This window comes from Streptomyces sp. NEAU-174, assembly GCF_052665095.1.
Window position 1 is genome coordinate 84,574 of the sequence record NZ_JBQTCE010000001.1, and the last position, 25,715, is coordinate 110,288.

At 71.6% G+C, this 25,715-nt stretch carries 21 protein-coding genes, 1 pseudogene and 1 riboswitch; of the genes and pseudogenes, 6 read left to right on the forward strand and 16 right to left on the reverse strand.

What is annotated here, in order from left to right; genetic code table 11:
• Nucleotides 1-145: 145 nt before the first annotated feature.
• Nucleotides 146-1,492: a VanZ family protein gene (locus ACT2CW_RS00385; RefSeq protein WP_445515104.1), complete on the forward strand. Its 1,347-nt coding sequence runs from the start codon at nucleotides 146-148 to the stop codon at nucleotides 1,490-1,492.
• A 121-nt stretch (nucleotides 1,493-1,613) separates the two neighbouring features.
• Here ACT2CW_RS00385 and ACT2CW_RS00390 read toward each other — a convergent pair whose 3' ends face one another.
• Nucleotides 1,614-2,969, reverse strand: a complete 1,356-nt coding sequence (locus tag ACT2CW_RS00390) for a metallophosphoesterase (RefSeq protein ID WP_445515105.1) — start codon at nucleotides 2,967-2,969, stop codon at nucleotides 1,614-1,616.
• A gap of 69 nt (nucleotides 2,970-3,038) precedes the next feature.
• Nucleotides 3,039-3,290, reverse strand: a complete 252-nt coding sequence (locus ACT2CW_RS00395; RefSeq protein WP_037953585.1) for an SCO4848 family membrane protein — start codon at nucleotides 3,288-3,290, stop codon at nucleotides 3,039-3,041.
• Nucleotides 3,291-3,300: 10 nt separating this feature from the next.
• Between ACT2CW_RS00395 and ACT2CW_RS00400 the strand changes: the two genes are divergently transcribed.
• Entirely contained in the window at nucleotides 3,301-4,737 is a 1,437-nt protein-coding gene (locus ACT2CW_RS00400) for a D-alanyl-D-alanine carboxypeptidase family protein (RefSeq protein ID WP_445515106.1), read from the forward strand.
• Between the two features lie 145 nt (nucleotides 4,738-4,882).
• On the opposite strand, the gene ACT2CW_RS00405 is transcribed toward ACT2CW_RS00400, so the two are convergent.
• Nucleotides 4,883-5,926 carry a YihY/virulence factor BrkB family protein gene (locus tag ACT2CW_RS00405; protein ID WP_445515107.1) on the reverse strand — a complete coding sequence of 348 codons (1,044 nt, stop codon included), beginning with the start codon at nucleotides 5,924-5,926 and terminating at the stop codon, nucleotides 4,883-4,885.
• 170 nt (nucleotides 5,927-6,096) lie between these two features.
• Between ACT2CW_RS00405 and ACT2CW_RS00410 the strand changes: the two genes are divergently transcribed.
• Nucleotides 6,097-6,852, forward strand: coding sequence for an SDR family NAD(P)-dependent oxidoreductase (locus tag ACT2CW_RS00410; RefSeq protein ID WP_445515108.1), 756 nt, complete (start codon nucleotides 6,097-6,099; stop codon nucleotides 6,850-6,852).
• Here ACT2CW_RS00410 and ACT2CW_RS00415 read toward each other — a convergent pair.
• Together ACT2CW_RS00415 and trpS are read right to left on the reverse strand one after the other, a co-directional pair.
• Nucleotides 6,849-7,448, reverse strand: a complete 600-nt coding sequence (locus tag ACT2CW_RS00415) for a 2'-5' RNA ligase family protein (protein WP_164431206.1) — start codon at nucleotides 7,446-7,448, stop codon at nucleotides 6,849-6,851. The genes ACT2CW_RS00410 and ACT2CW_RS00415 overlap by 4 nt on opposite strands.
• A gap of 251 nt (nucleotides 7,449-7,699) precedes the next feature.
• On the reverse strand, nucleotides 7,700-8,713 hold the full coding sequence (gene trpS, locus ACT2CW_RS00420; protein WP_445515109.1) for a tryptophan--tRNA ligase: 1,014 nt from the start codon (nucleotides 8,711-8,713) through the stop codon (nucleotides 7,700-7,702).
• A 76-nt stretch (nucleotides 8,714-8,789) separates the two neighbouring features.
• Between trpS and ACT2CW_RS00425 the strand changes: the two are divergent.
• Nucleotides 8,790-9,344 (forward strand): annotated as a pseudogene (locus ACT2CW_RS00425) (RNA polymerase sigma factor); the annotation flags it as partial.
• Nucleotides 9,345-9,700: 356 nt separating this feature from the next.
• Here ACT2CW_RS00425 and glyA read toward each other — a convergent pair.
• On the reverse strand, nucleotides 9,701-10,972 hold the full coding sequence (gene glyA / locus ACT2CW_RS00430) for a serine hydroxymethyltransferase (protein ID WP_164431210.1): 1,272 nt from the start codon (nucleotides 10,970-10,972) through the stop codon (nucleotides 9,701-9,703).
• Nucleotides 10,973-11,011: 39 nt separating this feature from the next.
• Nucleotides 11,012-11,109, reverse strand: a riboswitch (ZMP/ZTP riboswitch).
• Nucleotides 11,110-11,141: 32 nt separating this feature from the next.
• On the opposite strand from glyA, the gene rocD reads away from it, so the two are divergent.
• Entirely contained in the window at nucleotides 11,142-12,362 is a 1,221-nt protein-coding gene (rocD, locus tag ACT2CW_RS00435) for an ornithine--oxo-acid transaminase (RefSeq protein WP_445515110.1), read from the forward strand.
• A 47-nt stretch (nucleotides 12,363-12,409) separates the two neighbouring features.
• Here the strand turns inward: rocD and ACT2CW_RS00440 are convergent, their stop codons facing one another.
• From ACT2CW_RS00440 to pdxR, 3 genes are all read right to left on the reverse strand, one after another.
• Nucleotides 12,410-13,597: a glutathionylspermidine synthase family protein gene (locus ACT2CW_RS00440; protein WP_445515111.1), complete on the reverse strand. Its 1,188-nt coding sequence runs from the start codon at nucleotides 13,595-13,597 to the stop codon at nucleotides 12,410-12,412.
• Nucleotides 13,598-13,612: 15 nt separating this feature from the next.
• Entirely contained in the window at nucleotides 13,613-13,963 is a 351-nt protein-coding gene (locus ACT2CW_RS00445; RefSeq protein ID WP_138915188.1) for a hypothetical protein, read from the reverse strand.
• Nucleotides 13,964-14,089: 126 nt separating this feature from the next.
• Nucleotides 14,090-15,685 carry a MocR-like pyridoxine biosynthesis transcription factor PdxR gene (gene pdxR / locus ACT2CW_RS00450; RefSeq protein ID WP_445515112.1) on the reverse strand — a complete coding sequence of 532 codons (1,596 nt, stop codon included), beginning with the start codon at nucleotides 15,683-15,685 and terminating at the stop codon, nucleotides 14,090-14,092.
• A gap of 46 nt (nucleotides 15,686-15,731) precedes the next feature.
• Here pdxR and ACT2CW_RS00455 point away from each other — a divergent pair, with 46 nt between their 5' ends.
• Nucleotides 15,732-16,205 carry a carboxymuconolactone decarboxylase family protein gene (locus ACT2CW_RS00455; RefSeq protein WP_445515113.1) on the forward strand — a complete coding sequence of 158 codons (474 nt, stop codon included), beginning with the start codon at nucleotides 15,732-15,734 and terminating at the stop codon, nucleotides 16,203-16,205.
• Between the two features lie 66 nt (nucleotides 16,206-16,271).
• Here the strand turns inward: ACT2CW_RS00455 and ACT2CW_RS00460 are convergent, their stop codons facing one another.
• From ACT2CW_RS00460 to ACT2CW_RS00490, 7 genes are all read right to left on the reverse strand, one after another.
• Nucleotides 16,272-17,264: an ABC transporter substrate-binding protein gene (locus ACT2CW_RS00460; protein ID WP_445515114.1), complete on the reverse strand. Its 993-nt coding sequence runs from the start codon at nucleotides 17,262-17,264 to the stop codon at nucleotides 16,272-16,274.
• A gap of 1 nt (nucleotide 17,265) precedes the next feature.
• Nucleotides 17,266-19,287: an ABC transporter permease gene (locus ACT2CW_RS00465; RefSeq protein WP_445515115.1), complete on the reverse strand. Its 2,022-nt coding sequence runs from the start codon at nucleotides 19,285-19,287 to the stop codon at nucleotides 17,266-17,268.
• A gap of 46 nt (nucleotides 19,288-19,333) precedes the next feature.
• The gene (locus ACT2CW_RS00470) at nucleotides 19,334-20,434 is read right to left on the reverse strand and encodes a quaternary amine ABC transporter ATP-binding protein (RefSeq protein WP_164436806.1); all 1,101 of its coding nucleotides are present in this window, start codon (nucleotides 20,432-20,434) and stop codon (nucleotides 19,334-19,336) included.
• A complete protein-coding gene (locus ACT2CW_RS00475) occupies nucleotides 20,434-22,020 on the reverse strand; it encodes a GMC family oxidoreductase (protein WP_445515116.1) in 1,587 nt (528 codons plus the stop codon). Before ACT2CW_RS00475 ends, ACT2CW_RS00470 begins: the two co-directional genes overlap by 1 nt.
• A gap of 210 nt (nucleotides 22,021-22,230) precedes the next feature.
• Nucleotides 22,231-23,733 carry an aldehyde dehydrogenase family protein gene (locus ACT2CW_RS00480; protein WP_445515117.1) on the reverse strand — a complete coding sequence of 501 codons (1,503 nt, stop codon included), beginning with the start codon at nucleotides 23,731-23,733 and terminating at the stop codon, nucleotides 22,231-22,233.
• A gap of 220 nt (nucleotides 23,734-23,953) precedes the next feature.
• Nucleotides 23,954-24,772 carry a serine/arginine repetitive matrix protein 2 gene (locus ACT2CW_RS00485; protein WP_445515118.1) on the reverse strand — a complete coding sequence of 273 codons (819 nt, stop codon included), beginning with the start codon at nucleotides 24,770-24,772 and terminating at the stop codon, nucleotides 23,954-23,956.
• Nucleotides 24,773-24,923: 151 nt separating this feature from the next.
• The gene (locus ACT2CW_RS00490) at nucleotides 24,924-25,715 is read right to left on the reverse strand and encodes a hypothetical protein (RefSeq protein WP_445515119.1); all 792 of its coding nucleotides are present in this window, start codon (nucleotides 25,713-25,715) and stop codon (nucleotides 24,924-24,926) included.

The window sequence follows — 25,715 nt, forward strand, 5'->3', positions numbered from 1 at the left end:
GGCCTTCGTCATTCCGGCCTTTGTCATTCCGGCCTTCGTCATTCCGGCCTTTGTCATTCCGGCCTTCGCCGTGTCGGCTTCGTCGTTTCGGTGGGTGCTGAGGAACTATGCACAGTGGGTATACACATCGCGTATAGTCGTGCTCATGGCCACCGCCTACGTTCTCCCGATCAAGACCGCTGCCGCGCTCTTCCCTCTGCTGGCGCTCTTACTGTTGCTGCCGACAGCCGTCGCCCTGTACCGCCGCCACGGCGTGATGTCCCGGGGCCGGGCCCTGTCGCTGTACGGCTTCCTCTACTACTCGCTCACGGCCCTCTGCATGACGATCGTGCCGCTGCCGAAGCAGACCCCCGATATGTGCCGGCGGTTCGCGATGGTGGCCCATCCGCAGTGGATGCCCGGGAACACCTTCAGAGACATCTGGAAGGAAGCGGACCACAAGGTCGGGCTCAACGCGCTGGTCCTCCAGAACCCCGCCGTCGCCGGAACCGTCTTCAACCTGCTGCTGCTCCTGCCGCTCGGTGTCTTCCTGCGCTATCACTTCCGGCGCTCGCTGCCCGCCACCGCCGCGATCGGCTTCGCGGTCTCGCTCTCCTTCGAGCTGACGCAGTGGACCGGGGTGTGGGGTCTCTACAGCTGCCCGTACCGGCTCTTCGACGTGGACGACCTGATCGTCAACACGGCCGGGGCGATGGCCGGCTGGCTGCTGGCCGGGCCGGTCGCGCGGATGCTGCCGACGCTGGAGACGCTGGACGGGCGGGCGCTGGCGGCGCGGCCGGTTCCGTTCGGGCGGCGGCTGACGGCGCTGGTCGTGGATGTGGCCGGATATGTCGTCGTCTCGGTGTTCATCACCGCCGTGGTCTACCGGGGCGGGTCGGCCCCGACGGGGATGCTGGTGGGAATCTTCGTGGCCTGGTTCGTGCTGCTGCCGCTGGCGACGGGGGCGACCCCCGGAAAGCGGCTGTTGCTGCTGAAGCTGGTGGCGGACGACGGCGGCCCGCTGGTGGCCTGGCGGCTGGCCCTGCGCGCGCTGCTGCTCGGGGCGCTGGTGATGCCGTTCCTGGCGGGGCTGTTCCTGGCGGTGCTGACCCTGCTGGACGAGCCGTATCCGGCCCGCCTGTACGCCAGCGCCCGCGACTCGGGCACGCAGGGCGCGGCGGCGATTCTCATGGCGCTGAGCCCCGTTCAACTGCTGACGGTGATGGCCGGGTTCACGCTGACGGCGGTGTGCGTACGGAAGACGCTGCGCCACCCGGACCGGCTGGCCCCGCACGACCGCCTCTCGGGCATCCGCAACGCGACGCTGCCGCACCGGCGGGCGGTGCTGGCGGCGGCGCGGGGTGCGGGGCGGGCTGCCGACCAGGCCCCGCTCGCGGTGGCGCGGGTGGACGCCGAGGCACCGGCGGCCGCACCCGGCCGTCCCGTGGCCACCCTGGTCACCACCGGCCCGGGTCCGGCGGGGGCGCAGCGGTCCGCCGCCAACTCCCGCTGACGCGGGGCGGGCCGACTCGGGGCAGGCCGACTCGGGGCAGGCCGACTCGGGGCAGGCCGACTCGGGGCAGGCCGACTCGGGGCAGGCTGAGGTGACGGCGGGCTGAGGTGACGGCGGTCGCTCAGGCGCGGGTCGAGGCGAGCTCCACGACGGTGACGTCCGGGGGCGCCCCGACCCGTACCGGCGGGCCCCAGGCGCCCGCGCCGCGGGTCACATAGAGCTGGGTGTCGCCGTACCGGTCGAGCCCGGCGGCGGTCGGGTTGGCGAGCTCGGCCACATAGTTGCCGGGCCACAGCTGACCGCCGTGGGTGTGGCCGGAGAGCTGGAGATCCACGCCCGCCTTCACTGCGTCGTGGATCACCACCGGCTGATGGGCGAGCAGCACGGAGGCACGTGAGCGGTCGCGGTCGCCGAGCGCCTTACCGAAGTCGGGGCCGTGGCCCTCGCTCTCGCCCGCGACGTCGTTCACCCCGGCGAGATCGAAGCCGGGCAGCTCGGTGCGCTCGTTCTCCAGGGGCCGCAGGCCCAGCTCGCGGACGTGGTCCACCCATTCGGCCGCGCCCGAGTAGTACTCGTGGTTGCCGGTGACGAAGTAGCTGCCGTGGCGGGCGCTCAGCCCGCGCAACGGCTCGGCCGCCGAGCCGAGGTCGGCCACGCTGCCGTCCACGAGGTCGCCGACGACGGCGACGAGGTCGGGGTTGGTGCGGTTGACCGCCTCGACCACCCGCCGGGTGTGGTCACGGCCCAGGATCGGCCCGAGGTGGATATCGCTGACGACGGCGATCCGGAAGCCGTGCGCCCGGCGCGGCAGCTTGGCGAGCGGCACGGTGATCCGCTTGACCCGCGGCCCGCGCAACACGGTGTACGCCCCGTACCCCACCGTCCCGGCCGCCACGGCGGTGGCCCCGACGGCGACGGCCCGCGCGACGAAGAGACGGCGAGAGGAGGACGCGGGAGCGGGGTCCGCGGCGCCGCCCTTGGCGGCGTCCGTAGCGGTCTTGGCTGCCCCGTCGACGACGACCTCGGCCTCACTCACGACAGCGGCGCCCGCGCCGTCGCACACCACCCCACCCCCACCCTCGGGCACCGCCGCAACGCCGACCAACCCGCCCACGGCCGGGGCCGGAACGTCGGTCAACCGCACATCAGCGGGCTCGTTACGCCCCAGCCAGGCGCGCAGCAAGGGCCGCACCGCCTCGCCAACCAGCAGGGCCAGGGTCAGGTACAGGAGCAGCGCGAGCCAGAGGTAGCCCGGCCAGGCGAGGGCGCGCTGGAGGGGGAAGGGCGCGCCCGCGCGGCCCGCGATCAGCGCGCCGACGCTGATCAGTGGCAGCGCGAAGGCCGCCGCCGTGCCCGTACGGCGCGCCCACCCCGCGCGCGCCGTCGTATCGCGGACGAGCCGCCGCCATACGTACCAGTGGACGCCGGTCAGCAGACCGACGACGACCAGTGCGATCAGGACGTAGAGCACGACCATCCCCGGTCCCCTCCCCTAGCCACTACGCGACTACCTGCCACGGCTGCCTGCCACGGCTGCCCGAAACGGTTACTCGGAGGCGTCGTTCCGGCGCAGGGCGCGCACACCACGCAACCCGATCACCCCGATCGCCGTCCCCAAGAGAAACGAGGTGATCGCGAGCAGCAGATGCACCCAAAAGTACGCGGTGGGGTCACCGGAGTCGTCGAAGGCGAGTCCGCTGGCGTCCTTCCACAAATTTTTGACAAAGGTGAACCAGATGACCCAGCTCCAGACCCCGAAGGCGAGCAGGAACCAGGACACGGGGCGGCTGAGCTTCATGGTCTCCAGTATGGGCAAGGCCTCCCATACCTCCACGCGGGGGTCTGCCGTCAATACGTCGGCGCTGCTGTCGCTCTCCTCAGCGACGCCAGGTACGTTCACCTCCGTGCCCACACCTTCCTTCACCAGCACTCACGTCCGACGCAGCACCCGTAAGAGCACCGGCGAGAGTACCGACAAGATCTCCGGCAAGAGCCGACCCCCCGCCCGCCGCGCCGTGGCCCCGCTGGCCGCCACCGCCGCCGCCCTCCTGCTGTGCGGTCCGCTCGCCGCCGCTCCGGCGCACGCCGCCGACCAGCCGGGCGGCTCCACCGACGCGGTCAAGCCGCCCGCGCACATGTCCACGGTGGGCGGGAAGCGGCTCGGCCGCCCCGGCACCCAGATGGACCCGAAGCCGGGCGCGCCCGCGCTGCCCAAGGGGCTCAGTGGGAAGTCGTGGCTGGTGGCCGACGCCGAGTCGGGCGATGTGCTCGCCTCGCACAACGCCCACTGGCAGCTGCCGCCCGCGTCCACGCTGAAGATGCTGTTCGCGGACACGCTGCTGCCGAAGATGCCGAAGACGAAGACCCACAAGGTGCAGCTGTCCGACCTGGAGGGCATGGGCGAGGGCAGCAGCCTGGTCGGGGTCAAGGAGAACTACACCTACTCGGTCCACGACCTGTGGCTCGGCGTCTTCCTGCGCTCGGGCAACGACGCGGTCCATGTGCTGTCGGCCATGAACGGCGGGGTCCCGGCGACCGTAAGGGAGATGCAGGCACACGCGAAGCACCTGAACGCCCGGGACACCCATGTGGTCACCCCGGATGGCTACGACGAGAAGGGCCAGGTCAGCAGCGCGTACGACCTGACCCTGTTCGCCCGCTCGGGGCTTCAGAAGGCGGATTTCCGGGAGTACTGCTCGACGGCGACCGCGCAGTTCCCCGGTGTGTTCCAGAAGGACAAGAAGGGCAAGAAGACCCGCTCGAGCTTCGGCATCCAGAACACCAACCGGCTGCTGACCGGCCTCGGCGTCGAGCCCTACAAGGGCATCGCCGGGGTCAAGAACGGCAACACCACGAACGCGGGCGCCACCTTCACCGGGGTCGCCCAGCGCGGTAACCGGGTGCTGCTGGTCACCGTCATGAACCCGCAGGAGAAGCAGCCGAACGAGGTCTACAAGGAGACCGCGAAGCTCTTCGACTGGGGGTTCAAGGCGTCGGGCTCGGTGAACCCGGTCGGCACCCTCGTCCGACCGGGCGCGGCGGGCGCGAACCACTCCTCGGCCGGTGGCGAGGACGGCCATGAGCACGCCCAGGCGTCCGTCTCGACGGACAACGGAGGCTCCGGCGGCATGTGGACCGCGATGGGCATCACGGGCGGCTCCCTGGCGCTGCTGGGCGCGGTGGCCTTCGGGGTGCACCGCCGCTGGCCGCTCCCGGAGCTGGTGCGCCGCCGCTCGCGCGACTGAGCGAAGCCCTTACGGCCGCCGTGGCCGCCTTACGGTCGCCGTAGCGCCTTACGGCCTTACGGCCGCCGTGGCCGCCTTACGGTCGCCGTAGCGCCTTACGGCCTTACGGCCGCCGTGGCCGCCTTACGGTCGTCGCCGTCCGTTGTCACGCCGCCGCCGGCGGGCCTTCCGGCCTGCCGGCGCGGTGCTTTTCGACCTCCGGCTCGGGCCGCCCCGACGGCCCGGACGGCCCGGACGGCTCGGGCGGCCCGGACGGTTCGGACGGCCCGGACGGCTCCTCGGGCTCGGACGGCTGGGCCTTGTCCGCCTCGGCCGCCCACTCCTCCTCGTGCCCGGCCTGGGCGGCGGGCGGGGTGGCGGTCCAGGCGGCGCAGTACAGCGTGAGTTTCGCGGTGAAGTTGATCCACAGCAGCAGCGCGATGGGCACCCCGAACGCCCCGTACATGCTCTTGGCGGCGACATCCTTCAGATAGCTGCTGAGCAGCAGCTTGAGCAGTTCGAAGCCGATCGCCCCGATGAGCGCGGCGACCGCGACCGTGCGGCGGGGCGGCTCCACGTCGGGGAGCCAGGTCAGCACGTAGCACAGCAGCAGGAAGTCGGCGCCGACGGCGATGAGGAACGCGGCGATCCGCAGCAGCCAGCCGCCGACCCCGTTCTCGGGGATGCCGATGAGCCGGGCGACCCGGCCCACGGCGGTGGCGGCCAGGGCGGACACGGCGAACGAGACGAGCGCCACCCCGCCCAGCCCGACCAGCACGTACGCGTCCTTGACCTTGCGCACCAGCGGATTGCCGGGGTCCTCCTCCAGCTCCCATACGGCGCGCAGGCACTCGCGCAGCGAGCCCACCCAGCTGATGCCGGTGAACAGCAGCAGGGCGCCCGCGACGACCCCGATCGTGCCGGCGTTCTGGACGAGTGCGCCCAGGTCGAGCTGGCCGGAGATACCGGGGATCTGCTGGGCGAGCTTCTTCTGGAGCTGCGCCATCTGCGACCGGCTGAGCGTCGCCGCGCCGATCGCCGCCCCGACGGCGATGAGCGGGAAGAAGGCGATGAAGCTGGTGAACGTGATCGCGGCGGCGAGCCGGGTCCAGTGGACGCGGTCGAGCCGTTCGTAGGTGCGCCAGGCGTGGGTGTGCATCAGCCAGGCCAGGGCGGGGCCGACGACAGGCAGCCGGGTCAACGATTCCATGATCAGCAATTACCCTTCTGCGCGTTGTCACTCCTCGGCGCGCCGGGCGCGCGGTATGAATATCCGGGTTCCCCGGACCGGCGCTCCCCTCATCACTCTTTTCGGTGAGGGCGGACATACGGGCGCACGATCACTCCATATGCCCCGGATCGGGGGGATAAGTTCCCTCCATGAAGGACGTCGTCGGTTCCCCGCAGTCGCTGCTCGTCCTGGGCGGCACCTCCGAGATCGCCCTGGCGACCGTCCGCCGCCTGATCACCCGGCGCGCCCGTACGGTCTGGCTGGCCGGCCGTCCCTCGCCCGCCCTGGAGTCGGCCGCGCGGCAGCTGCGGGACCTCGGTGCCGACACCCTTACGGTGCCCTTCGACGCGCTCGCCCCCGAGGCCCACGAGGTGACGCTCGGCAAGGTCTTCGCCGAGGGCGACATCGACCTGGTGCTGCTGGCCTTCGGCGTCCTGGGCGGCCAGGCGCGGGACGAGACCGATCCCCAGGCGGCGGTCCGGATCGCCCGGACCAACTACACCGGCGCCGTCTCCGCGGCCCTGATCTGCGCCAACGCCATGCGCCGCCAGGGCCATGGCTCACTGGTGGTGCTCACCTCGGCCGCCGCCGGACGGGTCCGCCGCACCGACTTCGTCCACTCCTCCGCCAAGGCCGGGCTCGACGCGTTCGCCCGGGGGCTGGGGGACGCGCTGCGCGGCACGGGCGTCCATGTGATGGTCGTACGCCCCGGCTTCGTCCGTACGAAGCTCACGGCCGGGCTGCGGCCCGCACCGCTTGCCACCTCACCCCAGGCGGTCGCGAAGGCCATCGAGGAGGGGCTTCGGCGGCGCGCCGGGGTCGTCTGGGCGCCGGGCGCGCTGCGGCTGGTGACGGCGGCACGCCGCCTGCTGCCCCGCGCCGTCTCCCGGCTGCCGCTCGGCTAACGAGAGGGCGCCGCCGGGCGCGAGAGATCCACCTGACGGGGCACCACGGGCGGCACACCGCCCGGCTGTTCATCCGCCCCGAAGGGATATTCGCGGTCCAGCCGCCAGACCCCGTCCGCCCCCTGCTCGTACAGCGCGAAGCCGGTGATCGTCCAGGCGGCCTCGTAGTCCTTGAGCTCCGCGAACGCCCGGTCCATGGCCTCCTCGTCGATGCCGTGCGCGACCGTGACATGCGGGTGGTACGGGAACTGGAGCTCACGCGCGCACGGCCCGGACTCCGCCCGGATCCGCTCCTGGAGCACCGCGCACTCCTCCGCGCCCTCGACGATCCTGACGAAGACCACCGGCGAGAGCGGCCGGAAGGTGCCGGTGCCCTCCAGCCGCATCGGGAACGGCCGCCCCTCGGCCGCGACCCGCGCCAGATGGTCCTCCACGGCGGGCAGCGCCGAGACGTCGACCTCGGTCGGCGGCAGGAGGGTCACATGCGTGGGGATGCCATGGGCGGCCGGGTCCCCGAAGCCCGCGCGCCGCTCCTGGAGGAAGCTGCCGTACGGCTCCGGGACCGCGATCGAAACGCCGAGCGTTACGGTCCCCACTGCGTTCTCCCTCCTGGCCCTCCCGGGCTGCTGGGTTCTGGCCGCTGCACCCGTGTCAGTGTGGCGGCTGCGCCGCCCTCGCGGCTAGATTCCTCGGTCCTTCGGCACACCCGTCCAAAGGCCCCCTGGCCAGGGGGCCGGACCGGTGTGTTCCGCTGTCCGCGCGGGTCCATATGAAGCGGGTCCGTATGAATACGTGCGCGGGGCGCGCCGTGCTCACCGGGTGGTGCGCACGGTGCTCGGCGTGGCGCTCAGCGCGCCGCGGGCAGGAAGCCCACCTTGTCGTAGGTGGCGGCCAGTGTTTCGGCGGCGACGGCTCGGGCCTTGTCCGCGCCCTTGGCCAGGATTCCGTCCAACGTCGCCGGGTCGCCCAGGTATTCCTGCGTCCGCTCGCGGAACGGGGTGACCCACTCGACCAGCACCTCGGCGAGGTCGGTCTTGAGCGCGCCGTAGCCCTTGCCCTCGTAACGGCGCTCCAACTCCGCGATGGCGGTGCCGGTCAGGGTCGAGTAGATGGTCAGCAGATTGCTGACGCCCGGCTTCTTCTCCTCGTCGAAGCGGATCTCCGTCTCGAGGTCGGTCACCGCGCTCTTGATCTTCTTCGCCGAGGCCTTGGGCTCGTCGAGGAGGCTGACGATGCCCTTCGGTGTGGACGCCGACTTGCTCATCTTGATCGTCGGGTCCTGGAGGTCGTAGATCTTGCCCGTCTCCTTGACGATATACGGCTCGGGGACGGTGAAGATCTCGCCGAAGCGGCCGTTGAAGCGGTCGGCCAGATCGCGGGTGAGCTCGATGTGCTGGCGCTGGTCCTCGCCGACGGGGACGTGGTTGGCCTGGTAGAGCAGGATGTCCGCGACCTGGAGGATCGGGTAGGTGAAGAGGCCGACGGTGGCCCGGTCGGCGCCGTGCTTGGCCGACTTGTCCTTGAACTGCGTCATCCGGGACGCCTCGCCGAAGCCGGTGAGACAGTTCATCACCCAGCCGAGCTGGGCGTGCTCGGGCACATGGCTCTGGATGAAGAGCGTGCAGCGGTCCGGGTCCAGACCGGAGGCGAGCAGCTGGGCTGCGGCGAGCCGGCTGTTGGCGCGCAGCTCCGCCGGATCCTGCGGCACGGTGATCGCGTGCAGGTCCACCACGGTGTAGAACGCGTCGTGGGTCTCCTGCAACGCGACGTACTGCCGGATCGCGCCGAGGTAGTTGCCGAGGTGGAAGGAACCTGCGGTGGGCTGGATACCGGAGAGCGCACGGGGACGATCGAGGGCCATGGCACCCATTCTCTCAGGTGTGGAACCAGACTCCGTCCGCCGGTGTATGAGATGTGTGAGGACTGGTGAAGCACAGATCATCGCGCGGGTCCGGACCGGCGACGCCGAGGCGTATGCCGAGCTGGTGCGGGCCCATGCGCCGATCGCGCACCGCACCGCCCGGCTGCTCGGGGCGGGCGCGGATGCCGAGGATGTGGTGCAGGACGCCTTTGTGAAGGCGTATCTCGCGCTCGGGCGGTTCCAGAGCGAGGCGGCGTTCCGCCCCTGGCTGCTGCGGATCGTCGCCCATGAGACGAGTAACGCGGTGCGCTCGGCGCGCCGGAGACGGACGGCGGCGGACCGGGAGGGGGCGCTGCTGGCCGGGGCCGAGCCGGTGATACCGGAGTCGGCCGATCCGGCGGCCGTGGCGCTGGCGGGCGAGCGGCGGGCGCGGCTGCTGGCCGCGCTGGAGGAGCTGAGCGAGCCACAGCGGCGGGTGGTGGTCCACCGCTATCTGCTGGATCTGGACGAGGGGGAGACCGCGGAGGCGCTGGGCTGGCCTCGCGGCACGGTGAAATCGCGGCTGAGCCGCGCCCTGAGACGGCTGGAGCTGCTGCTGGGGCCGTCGGAGACGCCGGAGAGCGAGAGGGAGACGGCCGATGGGATGGAGTGGGGAGGCGACGGAGATGGCCGAGGAAGGGCTGCCCGGAGAGCTGCGGGCGCTCGGACGGGGGCCGGGGATACCGCCGTCCGGCGGACCGTCGCGGCGCGGCGTGTCACAGGCGGGCGGCGTGGGGCCGGAGGACGGCATGGAGCCGGAGGGCGGCGCGCCCCCGGGGGCATCGGAGGGCGGTGTCCCGCCGGGGGGCGGGGAGACGCTGGTCGAGCGGGTGCTGGCCCGGATCGTGGGCCTGCCGGTGCCGGTGGCCGACGACGACCGGATCCGGGAGGAGCAGTGGTGGCGGCCGCTGCCCGGCCTGGAGGCCGGGCAGGGCCCCGCGCCGGGGGTCAGCCGGTCGGCAGACCGGGCGCCGGGTAGGCCGCCATCAGCTCGGACACCTCGGCCCTGATCTTGGTGAGGGCGCCCTCGTCACCGCTCCCCGCGGCGGTCACCCCGCGGTCGATCCAGTCGGCCACGGCGGGCATGTGCTCGGTGGACAGACCGCGCGAGGTGAGGGAGGGGGTGCCGATCCGGATACCGGAGGGGTCGAAGGGCTTGCGCGGGTCGTACGGGACGGTGTTGTAGTTCACCACGATCCCGGCCTGGTCCAGGGCCTTGGCCGCGACCTTGCCCGGCACCTCCTTGGGCGTCAGGTCCATCAGGATCAGATGGTTGTCGGTGCCGCCGGAGACCAGCTCGAAGCCGCGGGCGAGCAGTTCCTCGGCGAGCGCCTTGGCGTTGGCGACCACAGCCTGGGCGTAGTCACGGAAGGCGGGCTGGGCGGCCTCGTGCAGGGCCACCGCGATGGCGGCGGTGGTCTGGTTGTGCGGACCGCCCTGGAGCCCGGGGAAGACGGCCTTGTCGATGGCCTTGGCATGGGTCTCCCGCGACATCAGCATCGCGCCGCGCGGACCCCGGAGCGTCTTATGGGTGGTGGTGGAGATGACATCGGCGTACGGGACGGGCGAGGGATGGGCGCCGCCCGCGATCAGACCGGCGATATGCGCGATATCGGCCACGAGCACCGCGTCCACCTCGCGGGCGATCTCCGCGAAGGCGGCGAAGTCGATCGTGCGGGGCACCGCCGTGCCACCGCAGAAGATCAGCTTGGGCCGCTCCGTGCGGGCCAGCTCGCGCACCTGGTCGAAGTCGATCGCGCCGGTGTCCTGCCGCACCCCGTACTGGACGCCGCGGAACCAGGCGCCGGTGGCGGAGACGCCCCAGCCATGGGTGAGATGGCCGCCCATGGGCAGTGACATGCCCATCACGGTGTCACCGGGCTTGGCGAAGGCCAGATAGACCGCGAGGTTGGCGGGCGAGCCGGAGTAGGGCTGGACATTGGCGTGCTCGGCGCCGAAGACGGCCTTGGCCCGGTTGATCGCCAGGGTCTCCACCTGGTCGATGACCTGCTGGCCCTCGTAGTAGCGGCGGCCCGCGTAGCCCTCGCTGTACTTGTTCTGGAGCACCGTCCCGGAGGCTTCCAGGACGGCGGCGGAGACATAGTTCTCGCTCGGGATCAGGCGCAGGGTCTCGGACTGCAACAGCTCCTCGGAGCCGACGAGGGAGGCCAGTTCGGGGTCGGCGGCGAGAAGGGCGGGATGGGACAGGGGCAGGCTCATCGAGTCCTCCGGGGCGATCGGTGACGGTCCGGTCGTGTCCCGGGGTGCCCAGGCGGGCGGCACCTCGTGGCGCTGTGGCCGCGCATCGCTTCCTCGTGGTCGGTTCCACGCTCGGCTCGCCAGTCACGATGCGCACCCCCACTCTAGCTAGTGAGACAAGGAGGACAAGATGGGACCGGGACGCTCCGCGGAGCGGGCCATCGCCGCCGCCGAGGCCCACGGCGCGCACAACTACCACCCGCTGCCGGTCGTCGTCGCGTCCGCCGAGGGCGCCTGGATGACCGATGTCGAGGGCCGCCGCTATCTCGATCTCCTCGCCGGATACTCGGCGCTCAACTTCGGGCATCGCAACCACCGGCTGATCGAGGCCGCCAAGGCCCAGCTGGACCGGGTCACCCTCACCTCGCGCGCCTTCCACCACGACCGCTTCGGCGCCTTCTGCTCCGAGCTGGCCGAGCTGTGCGGCATGGAGATGGTGCTGCCCATGAACACGGGCGCGGAGGCGGTGGAGACGGCCGTCAAGACCGCCCGCAAATGGGGCTATCGGATCAAGGGCGTCCCGGACGGCCGGGCCAGGATCATCGCCGCCGGGAACAACTTCCACGGCCGGACGACCACCCTCATCAGCTTCTCCACCGATCCCGAGGCCCGTGCCGACCACGGCCCCTTCACCCCGGGGTTCTCGATCGTGCCGTACGGGGATCTGGCGGCGATGGCGGCGGCGCTCGACACCGCGCCCGAGGAGACGGTCGCCGTGCTGCTGGAGCCGATCCAGGGCGAGGCGGGGGTGGTGGTGCCGCCGCCCGGCTATCTGGCCGGGGTCCGGGAGCTGACCCGGGAGCGGAATGTGCTGTTCATCGCCGATGAGATCCAGTCGGGCCTCGGCCGGACCGGCACCACCTTCGCCTGCGAGCACGAGGGCGTGGTCCCCGACGCCTATGTGCTGGGCAAGGCGCTGGGCGGCGGGGTGGTGCCGGTGTCGGCGGTGGTGTCCTCCCGCGAGGTCCTCGGGGTGCACCGCCCCGGGGAGCACGGCTCGACGTTCGGCGGCTCCCCGCTCGCCTGCGCGGTCGCCCTGGAGGTCATCGCCATGGTGCGGACCGGGGAGTTCCAGCGGCATTCGGCCGCGCTGGGCGAGCTGCTCCACCGGGAGCTGGGGCTGCTGCGGGGAAAGGGGGTCCAGGAGGTGCGCGGCCGGGGGCTGTGGGCGGGGGTGGACATCGATCCGTCGCGGGGCACCGGGCGGCAGATCTCCGAGCGGCTGATGGACCGCGGAGTGCTGGTCAAGGACACCCATGGCGCCACGATCCGGATCGCCCCGCCCCTGGTGATCAGCGAGGAGGATCTGGAGTGGGGGCTGGATCAGCTGAGGGCGGTGCTGGCCGAGTGAGCGCGTACGGCACGGCGGCCCCGTGCAGCTCCGTGACCCCGCGCGGCTCAGAGGATCACATGGGGAATGAAGCGCGCGTACTCATCCGTCACCAGCCCGGCCGACTCGCGGATGCCGAGCCCCGCCGACTCGCCCTCGACCACCCAGGCGCCGAGCACCACGCGGTTGCCGTCGAAGTCGGGCAGCGGCGCCAGTTCCTGGTAGCAGCACGGCTCGTCACGTACGACGGGCTCCTCGCCCGGCGGATGCACGGTGACCCCCGCGCCCTCGCGGCCCAGCAGCGGTTTGGCCACATAGCCGGTGGTGCGGGCCAGTTCCCGGGGGCCGTCGAGGTAGGCGGGCAGCAGATGAGGGTGGCCCGGGAAGAGCTCCCACAACACGGCCAGCAGCGCCTTGTTGGACAGCAGCATCTTCCAGGCCGGTTCGATCCACAGGGTGGATCCGGTGCCGCCCCCGTTGTCCAGCGTGTCCAGCACATGCGGACCGAACCGGTCGGTGGCCAGCCACTCCCAGGGGTAGAGCTTGAAGCAGCTCCGGATGAAGCGGAACCGCTTGTCCACGAAGCGGCCCGACAGCCGTTCCCAGCCGATGTCCTCCATGGAGATCGCCTCGGTGCTCAGCCCGGCCTGCTCGGCCGTCTCCCGGAGGTAGGCCACCGTCATCAGGTCCTCGCCCAGCTCGTCCCCGGCCGAATGGGCGAAGTACAGGGGCGTCCCCGGCGGCAGCAGCGCCGCCTGGGTGCGCCAGGCGTCCACCAGCCGTTCATGGAGGGAGTTCCACTGGTCGGCGCCGGGGAAGCGGTCCTCCATCCAGAACCACTGGGCGCTGGCCGCCTCCACCAGCGAGGTGGGTGTGTCGGCGTTGTACTCCAGCAGCTTCGCCGGGCCCGACTCACCGTCGTAGCGCAGATCGAACCTGCCGTAGACGCTGGGCTGTTCGGCCCTGCGGTGCCAGGACTCGGCGATCAGCCCGGCCAGCCGTGGATCGTCGATGCCGAGGTCGGCGAAGCGGCCGGTCTCGACGATATGGGCGGCCGCCGCCAGCGACATCCGGTGCAGCTCCTCGACGACCTCCTCCAGCGCCTCGACCTCGGGCAGCGAGAAGGCGTAGTAGGCGCTCTCGTCCCAGTAGGGGCGCAGCGAGCCGTCCGGGTAGCGGGTCAGCGGATAGATGACCCCCTGCTCCTCCACCGTGGACTGCCAGTCGGGGCGGGGGTCGATGGTGTGGCGCTTCATCGTGGGCCGGTCCGCTCAGCCGCCGCTGGAGCCCGAGCAGCCGAAGCCGCCCCGGTCGGCCGCCTTGCTCTTGTCGAAGGTGCCGTAGTCCGCCCACCGGCCGCTGACGTCGGAGTCGTAGTACCACTCGCCGTCGACGCCCGATGTGCCCCGGCTCTTCTTGCCCTTGCCGCCCGTGGTGGACGAAGAGCCCTTGCAGGCGCTGGAGTCGACGACCCGATAGCCGTTCACCGCGTCATAGCTGTTCCGGTCCACACAGCGCTTGTCCGGTTCCGAACCACAGGAGGTGAGCGCCGCCGCCAGCGCGCCCATACCGCCCAGTATCACGGTGCTCGACCGCAGCCGCCGCGTCGTCTTCCGTTCCATCCCCGTCTCCCCGTTCCTCTCCCCCGGGGCCGTCAGCTCCTCCGAGGCAGTCGTCCCGCCCGGGCGTCCTCTCCCCGGGCCCCCGGGACCGCGACCGCCCACCTTAGGCCAACGGCGGTGTGGCCTTCATGGCAGCACCCGGCACAGTGCCTCCAGGGCGCCCGTGAAGGCGTGGTCGGGCGGGGCGCCATAGGCGAAGACCAGCGCGTCCGGCTGCCCGTCCGGCTGCCCGTCCGGATCCGGTCCGGGCTCGTCCGGCTGCCGCTGCTCGCGATAGCGGTAGCGGTAGCGGTAGCGGGACAGCCCATCCAGAGCGAGGCTCTGCCAGGCCGCGCCCTGCACCACGGACCGCTCGGTACCCGGCGGCAGTTGGAGCACAGCGTGCAGCCCCGCCGCGATGCCCGTGACCCGCACCCGCGGGGCGCGTTCGGCGAGCGCCGCCACCAACTGGTCGCGGCGCCGCCGGTAGCGCATCCGCATACCGCGCACATGGCGGTCGTACGCACCGGAGTCGATGAACTCCGCGAGCGTCAGCTGATCCAGCGCGCCCGACTGCCACTCCCCCGTTCCCTTGACCGCCAGGACGTCGTCCAGCAGATGGTCCGGCACCACCATCCACGCGAGCCGCAGCGCGGGCGCCAGGCTCTTGCTGGCGGTGCCCAGATAGACCACATGCTCGGGGTCGAGCCCCTGGAGTGCCCCGACCGGGTGACGGTCATAGCGGAACTCCCCGTCGTAGTCGTCCTCCAGGATCAGCCCGCCCACCCGCGACGCCCAGTCGACCACGGCGGCGCGCCGGTCGGGGTGCAGCGAAACCCCGGTGGGGAACTGATGCGCCGGGGTGAGCAGAACGGTCCGCAGCCCGGCCGACCGGTCCAGCTCCGCCGTCCGCACGCCCTGCTGATCGACCGCCAGCGGCACGGTGCGCAGCCCGGCCCCGCGCATCACGTTCCAGTGCACGTCGAGCCCGTAGGACTCCACGCCCACCTCACGGTGTCCGGCCTTCGCCCGCACCCTGCTGAGCAGGGCCAGCCCCTGGACGAACCCGGCGCAGACCACGATCCGTTCGGGCGCGGCCCGCACCCCGCGGGCGCGCGCCAGATAGTCGGCCAGGACCCGCCGCAGCTCGGGCCGTCCGGCGGGGTCGCCGTAGCCGAAGGCCTCGTTCGGCGCGGCGGTCAGGGCGCGCCGGGCCGCGGAGAGCCAGGCGGACCTGGGGAAGGCCGAGACATCGGGCTGCCCGGCCCGCAGATCGTAGGCGGGCCGGGTGGCGGCCACGGCGGCGGGCGGCGGTGTGCGCGGCGGCGCGGGCTCCGGCGGCACGACGCGCCGGGCGACCCGGGTGCCCGAGCCCTGCCGGGCCGTCAGCCAGCCCTCGGCCACCAGTTCCCCATAGGCGTCGGCCACGGTGTTCCGGGCGATGCCGAGGTCGGCGGCGAGGGAGCGGGAGGAGGGCAGCCGGGTGCCCGGGGCGAGCCGCCCGCCGCGGACGGCGTCGCGCAGGGCCCGGATGAGCGCGTCCCGCACCCCGGTCCCGCCGCCCCGCGGCAGATCCAGATGGAGGTCGGTCCCCGGCCCGGCCGGACCGTCCGCCCGCTGCCCGGGGCCGTCCGCCCGCTGCCCGGGGCCGTCTGTCCGTCGGCCGGGACCGCCCGCCCGCTGTCCGGGGCCGTCTGTCCGCCGTCCGGGTTCGCCTCTCGGAGTGGCCCATGAATCCGCCATGGAAATGGACCATACCCCTGGGCCGCCCGGCCTCTAGCGTGGAGCCATGACGACCGGTACATCTCACGCACACGGCCCCCGGATGCAGTTCGCCAAGGCCGCCCCCGAGGTCTACAAGGCCATGGTCACCCTGGACGCGGCCGCCAGAAAGGGCGTCGACCCGACGCTGGCCGATCTGGTCAAGGTCCGTGCCTCACAGCTCAACCACTGCGCCTTCTGCATCGACATGCACACCAAGGACGCCCGCGCGGCGGGCGAGTCCGAGGACCGCCTGTACCTGCTCAACGCCTGGGAGGAGGGCGGCGACCTCTACACCGAGAAGGAGCGGGCCGCCCTCGCCCTGACCGAGGCCGTCACCGTCCTGACCGACGGCTTCGTCCCGGACGAGGTCTACGAGCGCGCCGCCAAGCACTTCGAGGAGCGTGAGCTGGCCCAGCTCATCGCCCTGATCTTCACCATCAACGCCTGGAACCGCATCGGTGTGACCACCCGCATGGCCCCCGGCGCCTACAAGCCGTAAGCACCGAGCGGGGTTCGGGGAGCCGCTGACGCTCCCCGAACCGCTCGGCCTCACCCTCGACAGGGCTCAGGGCAGCCACTTCTTCCAGACGTCCGGATGCGCCTCGACCCACTTCTTCGCGGCGTCCTGCGCCGACATCCCCTTCGAGGCGATCAGCTCGGACACCTCGTTCTGGTCCTTCTTGGTCCAGTGGAACTTCTTCAGGAATGCCGCGGCCTTGCCGCCCTCCTTCGAGAAGTCCGCGTTCAGGTACTTCTGGAGCGGTGTGGTCGGGTAGGCGCAGTCGATGGACTCGGGGTCCTTGGTGCCCTCAGCAGCGCACTTGTCCGTGTACTTGGGCAGCTTGACCTCGACCATCGGCACCTGGTTGAACAGCCACTGCGGCTCGTACCAGTACGACAGGAACGGCTTCTTCGCCTTGGCGAACTGCTTGATCTGGGTGATCTGCGCCGCCTCCGAACCCGAGAAGACGATCTGGTAGTTCAGCTTCAGGTTCTTCACCAGCGCCTTGTCATTGGTGACATACGACGGTGAACCGTCCAGCAGCTGGCCCTTGCCGCCGCTCTCCGCGGTCTTGAAGGTCTTCGCGTACTTGTTGAGGTTCTTCCAGTTCAGGACGTCCGGATGTTTCTCGGCGAAGTACTTCGGCACCCACCAGCCGATATGGCCGGTGACGCCGAGCCCGCCGCCCGGCACGATCAGCTTCTTGTCCTTGACGTAGCGCTGCTCCTGTTCGGGGTGGCCCCAGTCCTCCAGGATCGCGTCCACCCGGCCCTGGCTGAGCGCGTCCCACGCCGGAATCTCGTCCACCTGGACGGTATCGACGCGATAGCCCAGTTCGTGCTCCAGCAGATACTGGGCGACCGCGACATTGGACTGGGCGCCCACCCACGACTGGACGGAGAGCGTGACGCTCTTCGCCCCGCCCACATTGGCGTACGGCGAGGACTGTTTGGTCATGTCCGCCGCGCCGCAGCCGGTCGCGGTGAGCAGGGCCGTGACCCCGGCGGCGGCCATCAGCAGCCGCCGGCGTCGATGCGTATTACGGGCCGTAGCCATCTCAGGCCCCCTTCTTCTCGCGGCGCGAGGTCGGCTGGGTCACCCGGTCGAGCATCAGCCCCAGGCAGACGATCGCCGCGCCGGCGACCAGACCGGTCGCCAGATCACCCTGCGCCAGGCCGAACAGCACGTCGTAGCCGAGCGCGCCCGAACCGACCAGACCGCCGATGACGACCACGGCCAGCACCAGCACCACGCCCTGGTTGACGGCCAGCAGCAGCGCCGGACGGGCCAGCGGCAACTGGACCTGGCGCAACTGCTGCCCCTGGGTGGCGCCGAGCGAACGCGCCGACTCCAGCGCCGCCGGATCCACGTTCCGCAGCCCCTGGGTGGTGATGCGGATGACGGCGGGCAGCGCGTAGACGATGGCCGCGGCCGCCGCCGGGGCGCGGCCGACACCGAACAGCGCGACCACCGGGATCAGATACACGAACTGCGGCATGGTCTGGAACATGTCCAGCACCGGTCGCATCATCCGCTCCAGCCGGGTGCTGCGCGCGGCCCAGATACCGATCGCGAAACCGAGCACCAGCGTGACGAAGACGGCCGCCAGCACCTGGGAGAGGGTGTCCATGGACGGCTCCCACACCCCGAGCACACCGATCGCGGCCATGGCGGCGGTGGCGGTCAGGGCGGTGGCCCAGGTGCCGATCAGCCAGGCCAGCGCCGCGACGATCAGCAGCGCCGCGTACCACGGGAGGCCCTGGAGCCCCTCACGCAGCGGGTCGAGGATCCACTTGACGTAGTCCGCGGCCCATTCGGCGGTGCCGCCGACGACGGGCACTCCGGTGTAGAGGTGGTCGACCATCCACTCCTTGAACTGGTTGACGGGCTCCTCGATGGCGACGGTCCAGCCGGTCGGCCAGGTCTGGGAGCCGGTCAGCCGTCCGACGACGGTGATCACCGCGGTGATCACCGCGGCCCCCGCCCACGCGGGCCAGCCGCGCAGCAGCCGGGGCCCGCCCTCGGCCGGGGGCTGGCCGATCCGCTCGCCCGCCGACCCGATGGTGCGGTCCATCACGATGGCGAGGAGCACGATCGGGAGTCCCGCGGCGAGCGCCTTGCCGACGTCCACACTGGACAGCGCCTGGTAGACGCGGTCACCGAGACCACCGCCGCCGATCACGGACGCGATCACGGCCATGGACAGCGCCATCATGATCGTCTGGTTGACGCCCAGCAGCAGCTCCTTGCGGGCCAGCGGCAGCCGGGCGGACAGCAGCCGCTGCCGCCAGGTGGCGCCCAGCGAGGTCACGGCCTCCAGCACCCCGGCGTCCGCGCCGCGCAGACCGAGGGCGGTGAGCCGGGCCATGGGCGGAGCCGCGTAGATCACAGTGGCCAGCACCGCGCCGGGCACGCCGTTGCCGAAGATCATCACAACGGGCAGCAGATACGCGAACGCGGGCAGCACCTGCATGGTGTCGAGCACCGGCCTTTGCACCCGGAACGCCCATTCCGAGAGGCCGCCGGCCAGGCCCAGCAGTCCGCCGATGACGACGGAGGCGGTGACGGCGATCACCATCAGCGCGAGCGTCTGCATCGTCGGCACCCACATGCCCAGCAGTCCACAGACGGCGAAGGACACCAGGGTCGTCACCGCGATCCGCACCCCGGCCAGCCGCCAGGCGAGCAAGGTCAGGCCGGCGGTGACACCGGCCCAGCCGAGGGCGAGCAGGGCGACGTAGACGGTGCGGACGCCGATGATGATGACGTTGCTGATGTGGCCGAAGAAGTAGAGGAAGATCCAGTGACTGTCGCGGTTGTCGAGGATCCAGTCGCTGGCATCGCCGAGCGGTCCGGACACATCGACGGTCAGTGCGTGCGGCCAGCTGCCGCTCGCCCACTTGGCGTGGGCGAGGGGCACCAGCACGGCGGCGATCACCACGAGCACCGCCAGCTTGCGCGCGGCGCGGCTGTGCACGACGGCGCTCAGCAGGGTCGGGCGCGTCTCGTGGGCCGCCGTACCGGTGGCCGCCGGTTCGGTGGCGGGGTCGGTGGAGGGCCGGGTGGCGGTGGCACTCATACGCGCCCCCCGGTGCGGCCCGGCGGAGAGAGGGTCGAGGTGGGGCTCATGCCGCGGCCACCTCCTTGCCGTCCAGGCCCGCTACGACGCTCAGCAGACAGGCGTGGTCGACGACGCCCAGGCAGCGGCCGCCGTCCACGACGCGCGCGGGGCCGCCGGTGCGGGCCACGGCCTCGATCGCGTCGGCGACCGTGGTGCCCGGGGCCAGCGCGGGCCCGCCGTCCTGCTCGTCGGAGGTCGCGGGGCGCATGGCGCGGCGCACGGTCAGCACCTGCTCCCGCGGCACATCGCGGACGAAGTCCCGTACGTAGTCGTCCGCCGGGGAGCCGACGATCTCCTCCGGGGTGCCCAGCTGCACGATCCCGCCGTCGCGCATCAGCATGATGCGGTCACCGAGGCGCAGCGCCTCGCTGAGGTCATGGGTGATGAAGACCATCGTCCGGCCCTCCTCGTGGTGCAGCCGGATGACCTCCTCCTGCATATCGCGGCGGATCAGCGGGTCGAGCGCGCTGAACGGCTCGTCGAAGAGCAGCACCTCGGGGTCGACGGCGAGCGCCCGGGCCAGGCCCACCCGCTGCTGCTGACCGCCGGAGAGCTGGCCGGGGCGGCGGCGCTCGAGGCCGGTGAGGCCGACCTTCTCCACCACCTCGGCGGCCTTGGCCCGGCGCTCGGCCTTGCCCATGCCCTGGATCTCCAGCCCGTAGGCGACGTTGTCCAGGACGGAGCGGTGCGGCAGCAGCCCGAAGTGCTGGAAGACCATGGCGGCGCGGTGCCGGCGCAGATCGCGCAGCCGGGCCTTGTCCATGGCCAGGACGTCCTCGCCGTCGATCTTCAGAGTGCCGGAGGTGGGCTCTATCAGCCGGGTGAGGCAGCGGACGAGGGTGGACTTGCCGGAGCCGGACAGCCCCATGACCACGAACACCTCGCCCGGCTGGACGTCGAAGGAGACCTCGCGGACGGCGGCGGTGCAGCCGGTGCGGGCACGCAGCTCACCGGCGGACAGCTTCGCCTCGGCGGAGCCGGGGATCCGGTCGGCCTTGGGGCCGAAGACCTTCCACAGGTCGCGGACCGAGAACACCGGGGTGCGCTCGCCGGTCTCGGGGTTCTTGGGGGTGTCGGGCGTCTCGGGGACCACGGTCGTAGCCATCACGCCTCACCTCCCGGCTGATGCGTCGCGGCTCGGTCATCGGGCCTGTGCCGGTCCCGATCGCGCTCCTCGAACAGCAGCTCAGCGCACTTCTCGCCCACCATCAGGACTCCGATCATCGGGTTCACGGCCGGCATCGTCGGGAAGACGGACGCGTCGGCGATACGGACGCCGTTCAGGCCCCGGATCCGCAGATCGGGGCCGACCACGGCGAGTTCGTCCGACGTGGCACCCATACGACAGGTGCCCGCCGGGTGGTACACGGTGTGCGCGACCTTGCGGGCGTACTCGCTGATCTCCTCGTCCGAGGTGATCTCCGGGCCCGGGCACACCTCGCGCTTGAGCCAGCTCGCCAGCGGTTCGGTCTTGGCGATCTCACGCGCGACACGGATGCCGTCGACCAGCGTGCGGCCGTCGTAGTCCTCCTCGTCCGTGAAGTACCGGAAGTCGAGGGCGGGCTTGACGGACGGGTCGGCGCTGGTGAGGTAGAGCCGGCCGCGGCTGCGCGGCTTGGGGATGTTGGGGGTCATCGACACGCCGTGCTCGGGCTTTTCGTAGCCCAGCCGCTCCGGATTGTCGGTGAACGGGATTTGGTAGAAGTGGAACATCAAGTCCGGGCCCCGGGATTCGGGGTCGCGCCGGATGAACAGCCCCGCGTCGGAGTCCATCGCGGAGTTGTCCGGAATCGGGCCGTCCGTCTCCCATACGATGACCGACTCGGGGTGGTCGAGCAGGTTCTCGCCGACGCCCGGCAGATCGTGGACGGCGGGAATGCCCAGCGCCTCCAGATCGGCCTTGGGCCCGATACCGGAGTGCATCAGCAGCCTCGGGGTGTCCACGGCGCCCGCGCAGACCAGGACCTCGGTCTCGGCCCGGACCAGGATCTCCTCGCCGTCCTTGGCGCGCACGTGCACGCCGGTGACCCGGCCGGTGCCGTCCAGCTCCAGCTTGTACGCCCAGGTCTCCAGCATCAGATGGAGGTTGGGCCGGTCCAGGAACGGGTGCAGATAGGCGACCGACGCCGAGGAGCGCTTGTTGTTCTCCGGGTGGTACGCGAGGTCGAAGAAGCCGACGCCCTCGTGGAACGGCTTCTTGTTGAACCCCTCGACCCTCGGCACCCCGGCGGCGGCCTGGGCGGCGTCGACGAAGTCCCGCGCGATCGGGTTCCGGTCCTTCTCGTCCACCGGGACGATGTTGTTGCGCAGCCGCTGGAAGTACGGGTCCATGGACTCCGCGTCCCAGCCCTCGGCGCCGGCCTCGGCCCACTCGTCCCAGTCACCGGGCAGCGGCTTGAAGGAGATCAGGGTGTTGTGCGAGGAGCACCCTCCGAGCACCCGCGCCCGGCTGTGCCGGATATGCGAATTTCCGCGTGGCTGCTCGGTGGTGGGGTAGTCGTAGTCCAAGTCGCCGCCGAGGAGGCCGAGCCAGCGGCGCAGGGTGAGCACGTCAGGCCGGTCGACATCCGACGGTCCGCCCTCGATGACGGCGACACGGATGTCCGGGTCCTCGGTGAGCCGGGAAGCGATCACCGAGCCTGCGGTGCCGCCGCCGATCACGACGTAGTCGTATGCGACAGGTACGGACATGTGGGGTTACTCCTCGCGGTCTTACCCAAATGGCTCGCGCCGGTGCGGGCCGGGGGCTGCTGCCGCCCCTGGGGGTGGGGGTGTTGCCGGGTGCCTTACGTGCCTACGGGCTGCTCGCCGCCGGTCGCCGCGATCGGGCGCGGCCGGGTCCGGGCCCCGGGGGACGAGTCCGGGCCCCGCCGTGCCCCGGGCGGGGCCGGCGGCGGGGGGTCAGCCGGCGAACCAGCGCACCGGGCTCGGTCGCAGGTTCTCGTAGACGTGCTTGGTCTCGCGGTATTCGGCAAGGCCCGCGGGACCGAGCTCGCGCCCGACCCCGGACTTTCCGAAACCGCCCCATTCGGCCTGCGGAAGGTAGGGGTGGTAGTCGTTGATCCACACGGTGCCGTGCCGCAGCCGGGCGGCGACGCGCCGCGCCCGGGCGGTGTCGGCGGACCAGACGGCGCCGGCCAGTCCGTACTCCGTGTCATTGGCGAGTGTGACTGCCTCGTCCTCGGTTTGGAAGGACTCGACCGTCAGAATCGGCCCAAACGTTTCCTCCCGTACCACCCGCATCTCGCGGTGGCACTGGTCGAGCACGGTCGGGAGGTAGAAGTACCCGGTGGCCGGGCGGACCTCGTTGGGCTCCGGCTGCTTGCCACCGCAACGCAGCAACGCGCCCTCCTCGAGGGCGGACGCCACATACGCCTCGGTCTTGTCCAGCTGCTGAGCCGAGACCAGCGGACCGCATTCGACACCGTCCTCGGTGCCGCGGCCCAGCTTGATCTTCTCCGCCCGGCGGGCGAGCTCGGCCACGAACCGCTCGCGCACCGACTCCTCGATGATCAGCCGGGCACCGGCCGAGCAGACCTGGCCGCTGTGGATGAAGGCGGCGTTCAGGGCCTGGTCGACGGCGGTGTCAAAGCCCTCGGCGGTGGCGCAGGCATCGGCGAAGACCACATTGGGGTTCTTGCCGCCGAGCTCCAGCGCGACCTTCTTGACCGTCGGCGCGGCGGCCTGCGCGACCTTGGTGCCGCTGACCAGGCCACCGGTGAAGGAGACCAGATCCACATCGGGGTGCTCGGACAGCCGGGCGCCCACGGGGTCGCCCGCGCCGGTGACCACATTGGCCACCCCGGCCGGCAGTCCGGCCTCGGCCAGCAGCTTCACCAGATGGACGGTGGACAGCGGAGTCACTTCGCTCGGCTTGATCACAAAGGTGTTCCCGGCGGCCAGCGCCGGGGCGACCTTCCAGCTGGCCTGGAGCAGCGGATAGTTCCAGGGGGTGATCATCGCGCAGACGCCGACCGGCTCATGGACCACGACGCTGTGCACATCGGGGGTGCCCGCGTCGACCACGCGCCCGGCCGGCTCGCCCGCGACCAGATCGGCGAAGTAGCGGAAGGCATTGGTCACGTCGTCGACGTCGACCCGGCCCTCCTCCAGGGTCTTGCCGGTGTCACGGCTCTCGATGAGCGCGATCGCCTCGCGGTCGCGCTGGAGCAGGTCGGCGACGCGGCGCAGCAGCGCCGCCCGCTCGGCCACCGGCGTCCCGGGCCAGGGGCCCTGGTCGAAGGCGCGACGCGCGGCAGCGATCGCCGCGTCGGTGTCCTCGGCACCACCCTCCGCGACGACGGCGAGGGTCTTGGCGTCCGCGGGGTCGAGGACCTCCCGCTGCGCCCCGGACGCGGCTGCCCGCCACACCCCGTCCACATGAATGGTCTCGACTGCCGCCACGTGATTTCTGCCTTCCGGTTCCGCGTGCTGTGCCACTGGTCCAAGCCAGCAACATGGACCCCTAACCGGAAGGCGGGAAGCTATGCGCGATTCGCAAGAGAAAGTGGGCCGGCTCACGTGATCCGAAGGCGGAACCGGCCCCTCGGCTCATGATCGGCCTGTGTGTCAAGAGGCCGTGCGGTCAAGAAGTGGTTCGGGTCACAACGGGGCCGGGGTGTGATCACGACGCGGTGCAGTAGTCGGTCGGGCAGAAGGTGTCCACCGCCGTCTGGTGGACCTTCCGCTCCTCCACCCGGTCCCCGGCCCCGGAGGGGCCGTTCACCAGCACCGCGTACATGGTGCCGTTGGGGGCGGCGAAGCGGCGATCGAGCATCCGGCGGTGGCCGTCGCTCTTGGACTCGTAGGTGTACTCCAGCTGGACCGGGTCCATGGCGGCCGAGCCCAGCCGGGTGAGGGCGATCTGCTCGTAGTCACGGTGGGTGGAGGCGATCCGCTCGGCCTCCTGGGCGGACTCGTACGGCGTCGACTCGGGGCCGTGCAGCTCAAAGATCTGGATCACGGTGCTGTCGTCGGGCGAGGTGTAGTAGACGCTGGGGCCCTCGGCCGTCCGCCGCCAGCCGTCCGGGACCGCGAGGTGGTACCCGGCCGGGTCGGCCTGGGTGCTGTAGCCCGCGGGCGGGGCGGCGCCCGTCAGGGAGGGTGAGGACGGGGTGCCGAACGGCGTCGCGGACGGGGACCCGGAGGGCGCTCCGGTCGGAGGGGCCGTGGGGAGATCGGTCGGGAGATCGGTCGGCCCGCTGGTCTCGGGGCCGGGCGAGGGGTAGAGATCGCTCGGCTGGGAGGCGTCCCCGCTCGGCGTGGCCGTGGGGCTCTCCCGGTCCCAGGGCAGCGGACCCGCCTGATTCCGGGAGGTGCCGTCGCCCCCGAAGGCCACCCATCCGGAGAACGCGATCCCCGCGACCAGGAAGATCGTCACCGCCAGCGCCCGTAGCACCCGCCTGGCGTCCTGCCCCGGCGCTCCCCCGTTGTGCATGCTCATCTATGCCCCCCGATGATGGATCTCTGCTCCCATATGCGGATAAGCCGTGTCGGCCCACATCGATGTACCCGGTTCGGGGGCCGCCCCACCCCCTGTCACCGCACCGATACGGATCCGTCGCCCGGCCGCCGGTCAGGTGGCCGGGCGCCGGTCAGGTGGCCGGGCAGTAGGCCGTGGGGCAGAAGGACGCCAGCACGATGCCCTGCCGCTCCCGCTGCTTCGGCCAGTCGTCGGCCGGACCCGCGACCAGCACCGCGTACTGCACCCGGTCCGGGCCGGTGAAGGCCCGGTCGAGTATCCGGCGCGGGCCGTACTTGGCGCTGCGGTAGCCGTACTCCAGCTCCGCGTCCGCGTCATCGCCGGGCCCGAGCCGCTTGAGGTCGTACCGCTTGTAGCCGGGGTTCTTCTTGAGCCCCGTCTCGGCTTGGCGCAGCGCCTCGTACGGCGTGATGTCGGGCTCGGTCAGCGCGAAGACCTGGATCAGGCTGCCACCGTCGGACGACTCGTAGAACACCCCGGTGTCGCGCTTGACCCGCTGCCAGCCCGTGGGCACATCCAGCCGGAACCCCTCCGGGTCGGTGGTGCGCACATAGCCCGCCGGCGGCCCCTGGGTGCTGTCCTCGGACACCGAGGGCGGTGCCGAGGTCGGCTCCGTGTACGGCCCCGACGACGCCGAAGGCTGCTCGGCCGACGGCGGCCAGGACGAGGCCGAGGGCGAACCGCCGTCCGCCCGGGGGTTGTCGTCCCCGCCGCCCGACACCAGCTTCCAGGCACCGATACCGATCCCGCCGACCAGCACCACGGCGAGCACCGCCAGCAGCACCGTGCCCAGATGCGGATTGGGTGGTCTTCGGCCCGGGGCCGGCGGCTCCGCGCCCGCTCCCACCCAACGCTGGGCCTCCTCGTCCCATCGACGGCCCCCCTCGCCGCCCGGCGTGCTCAT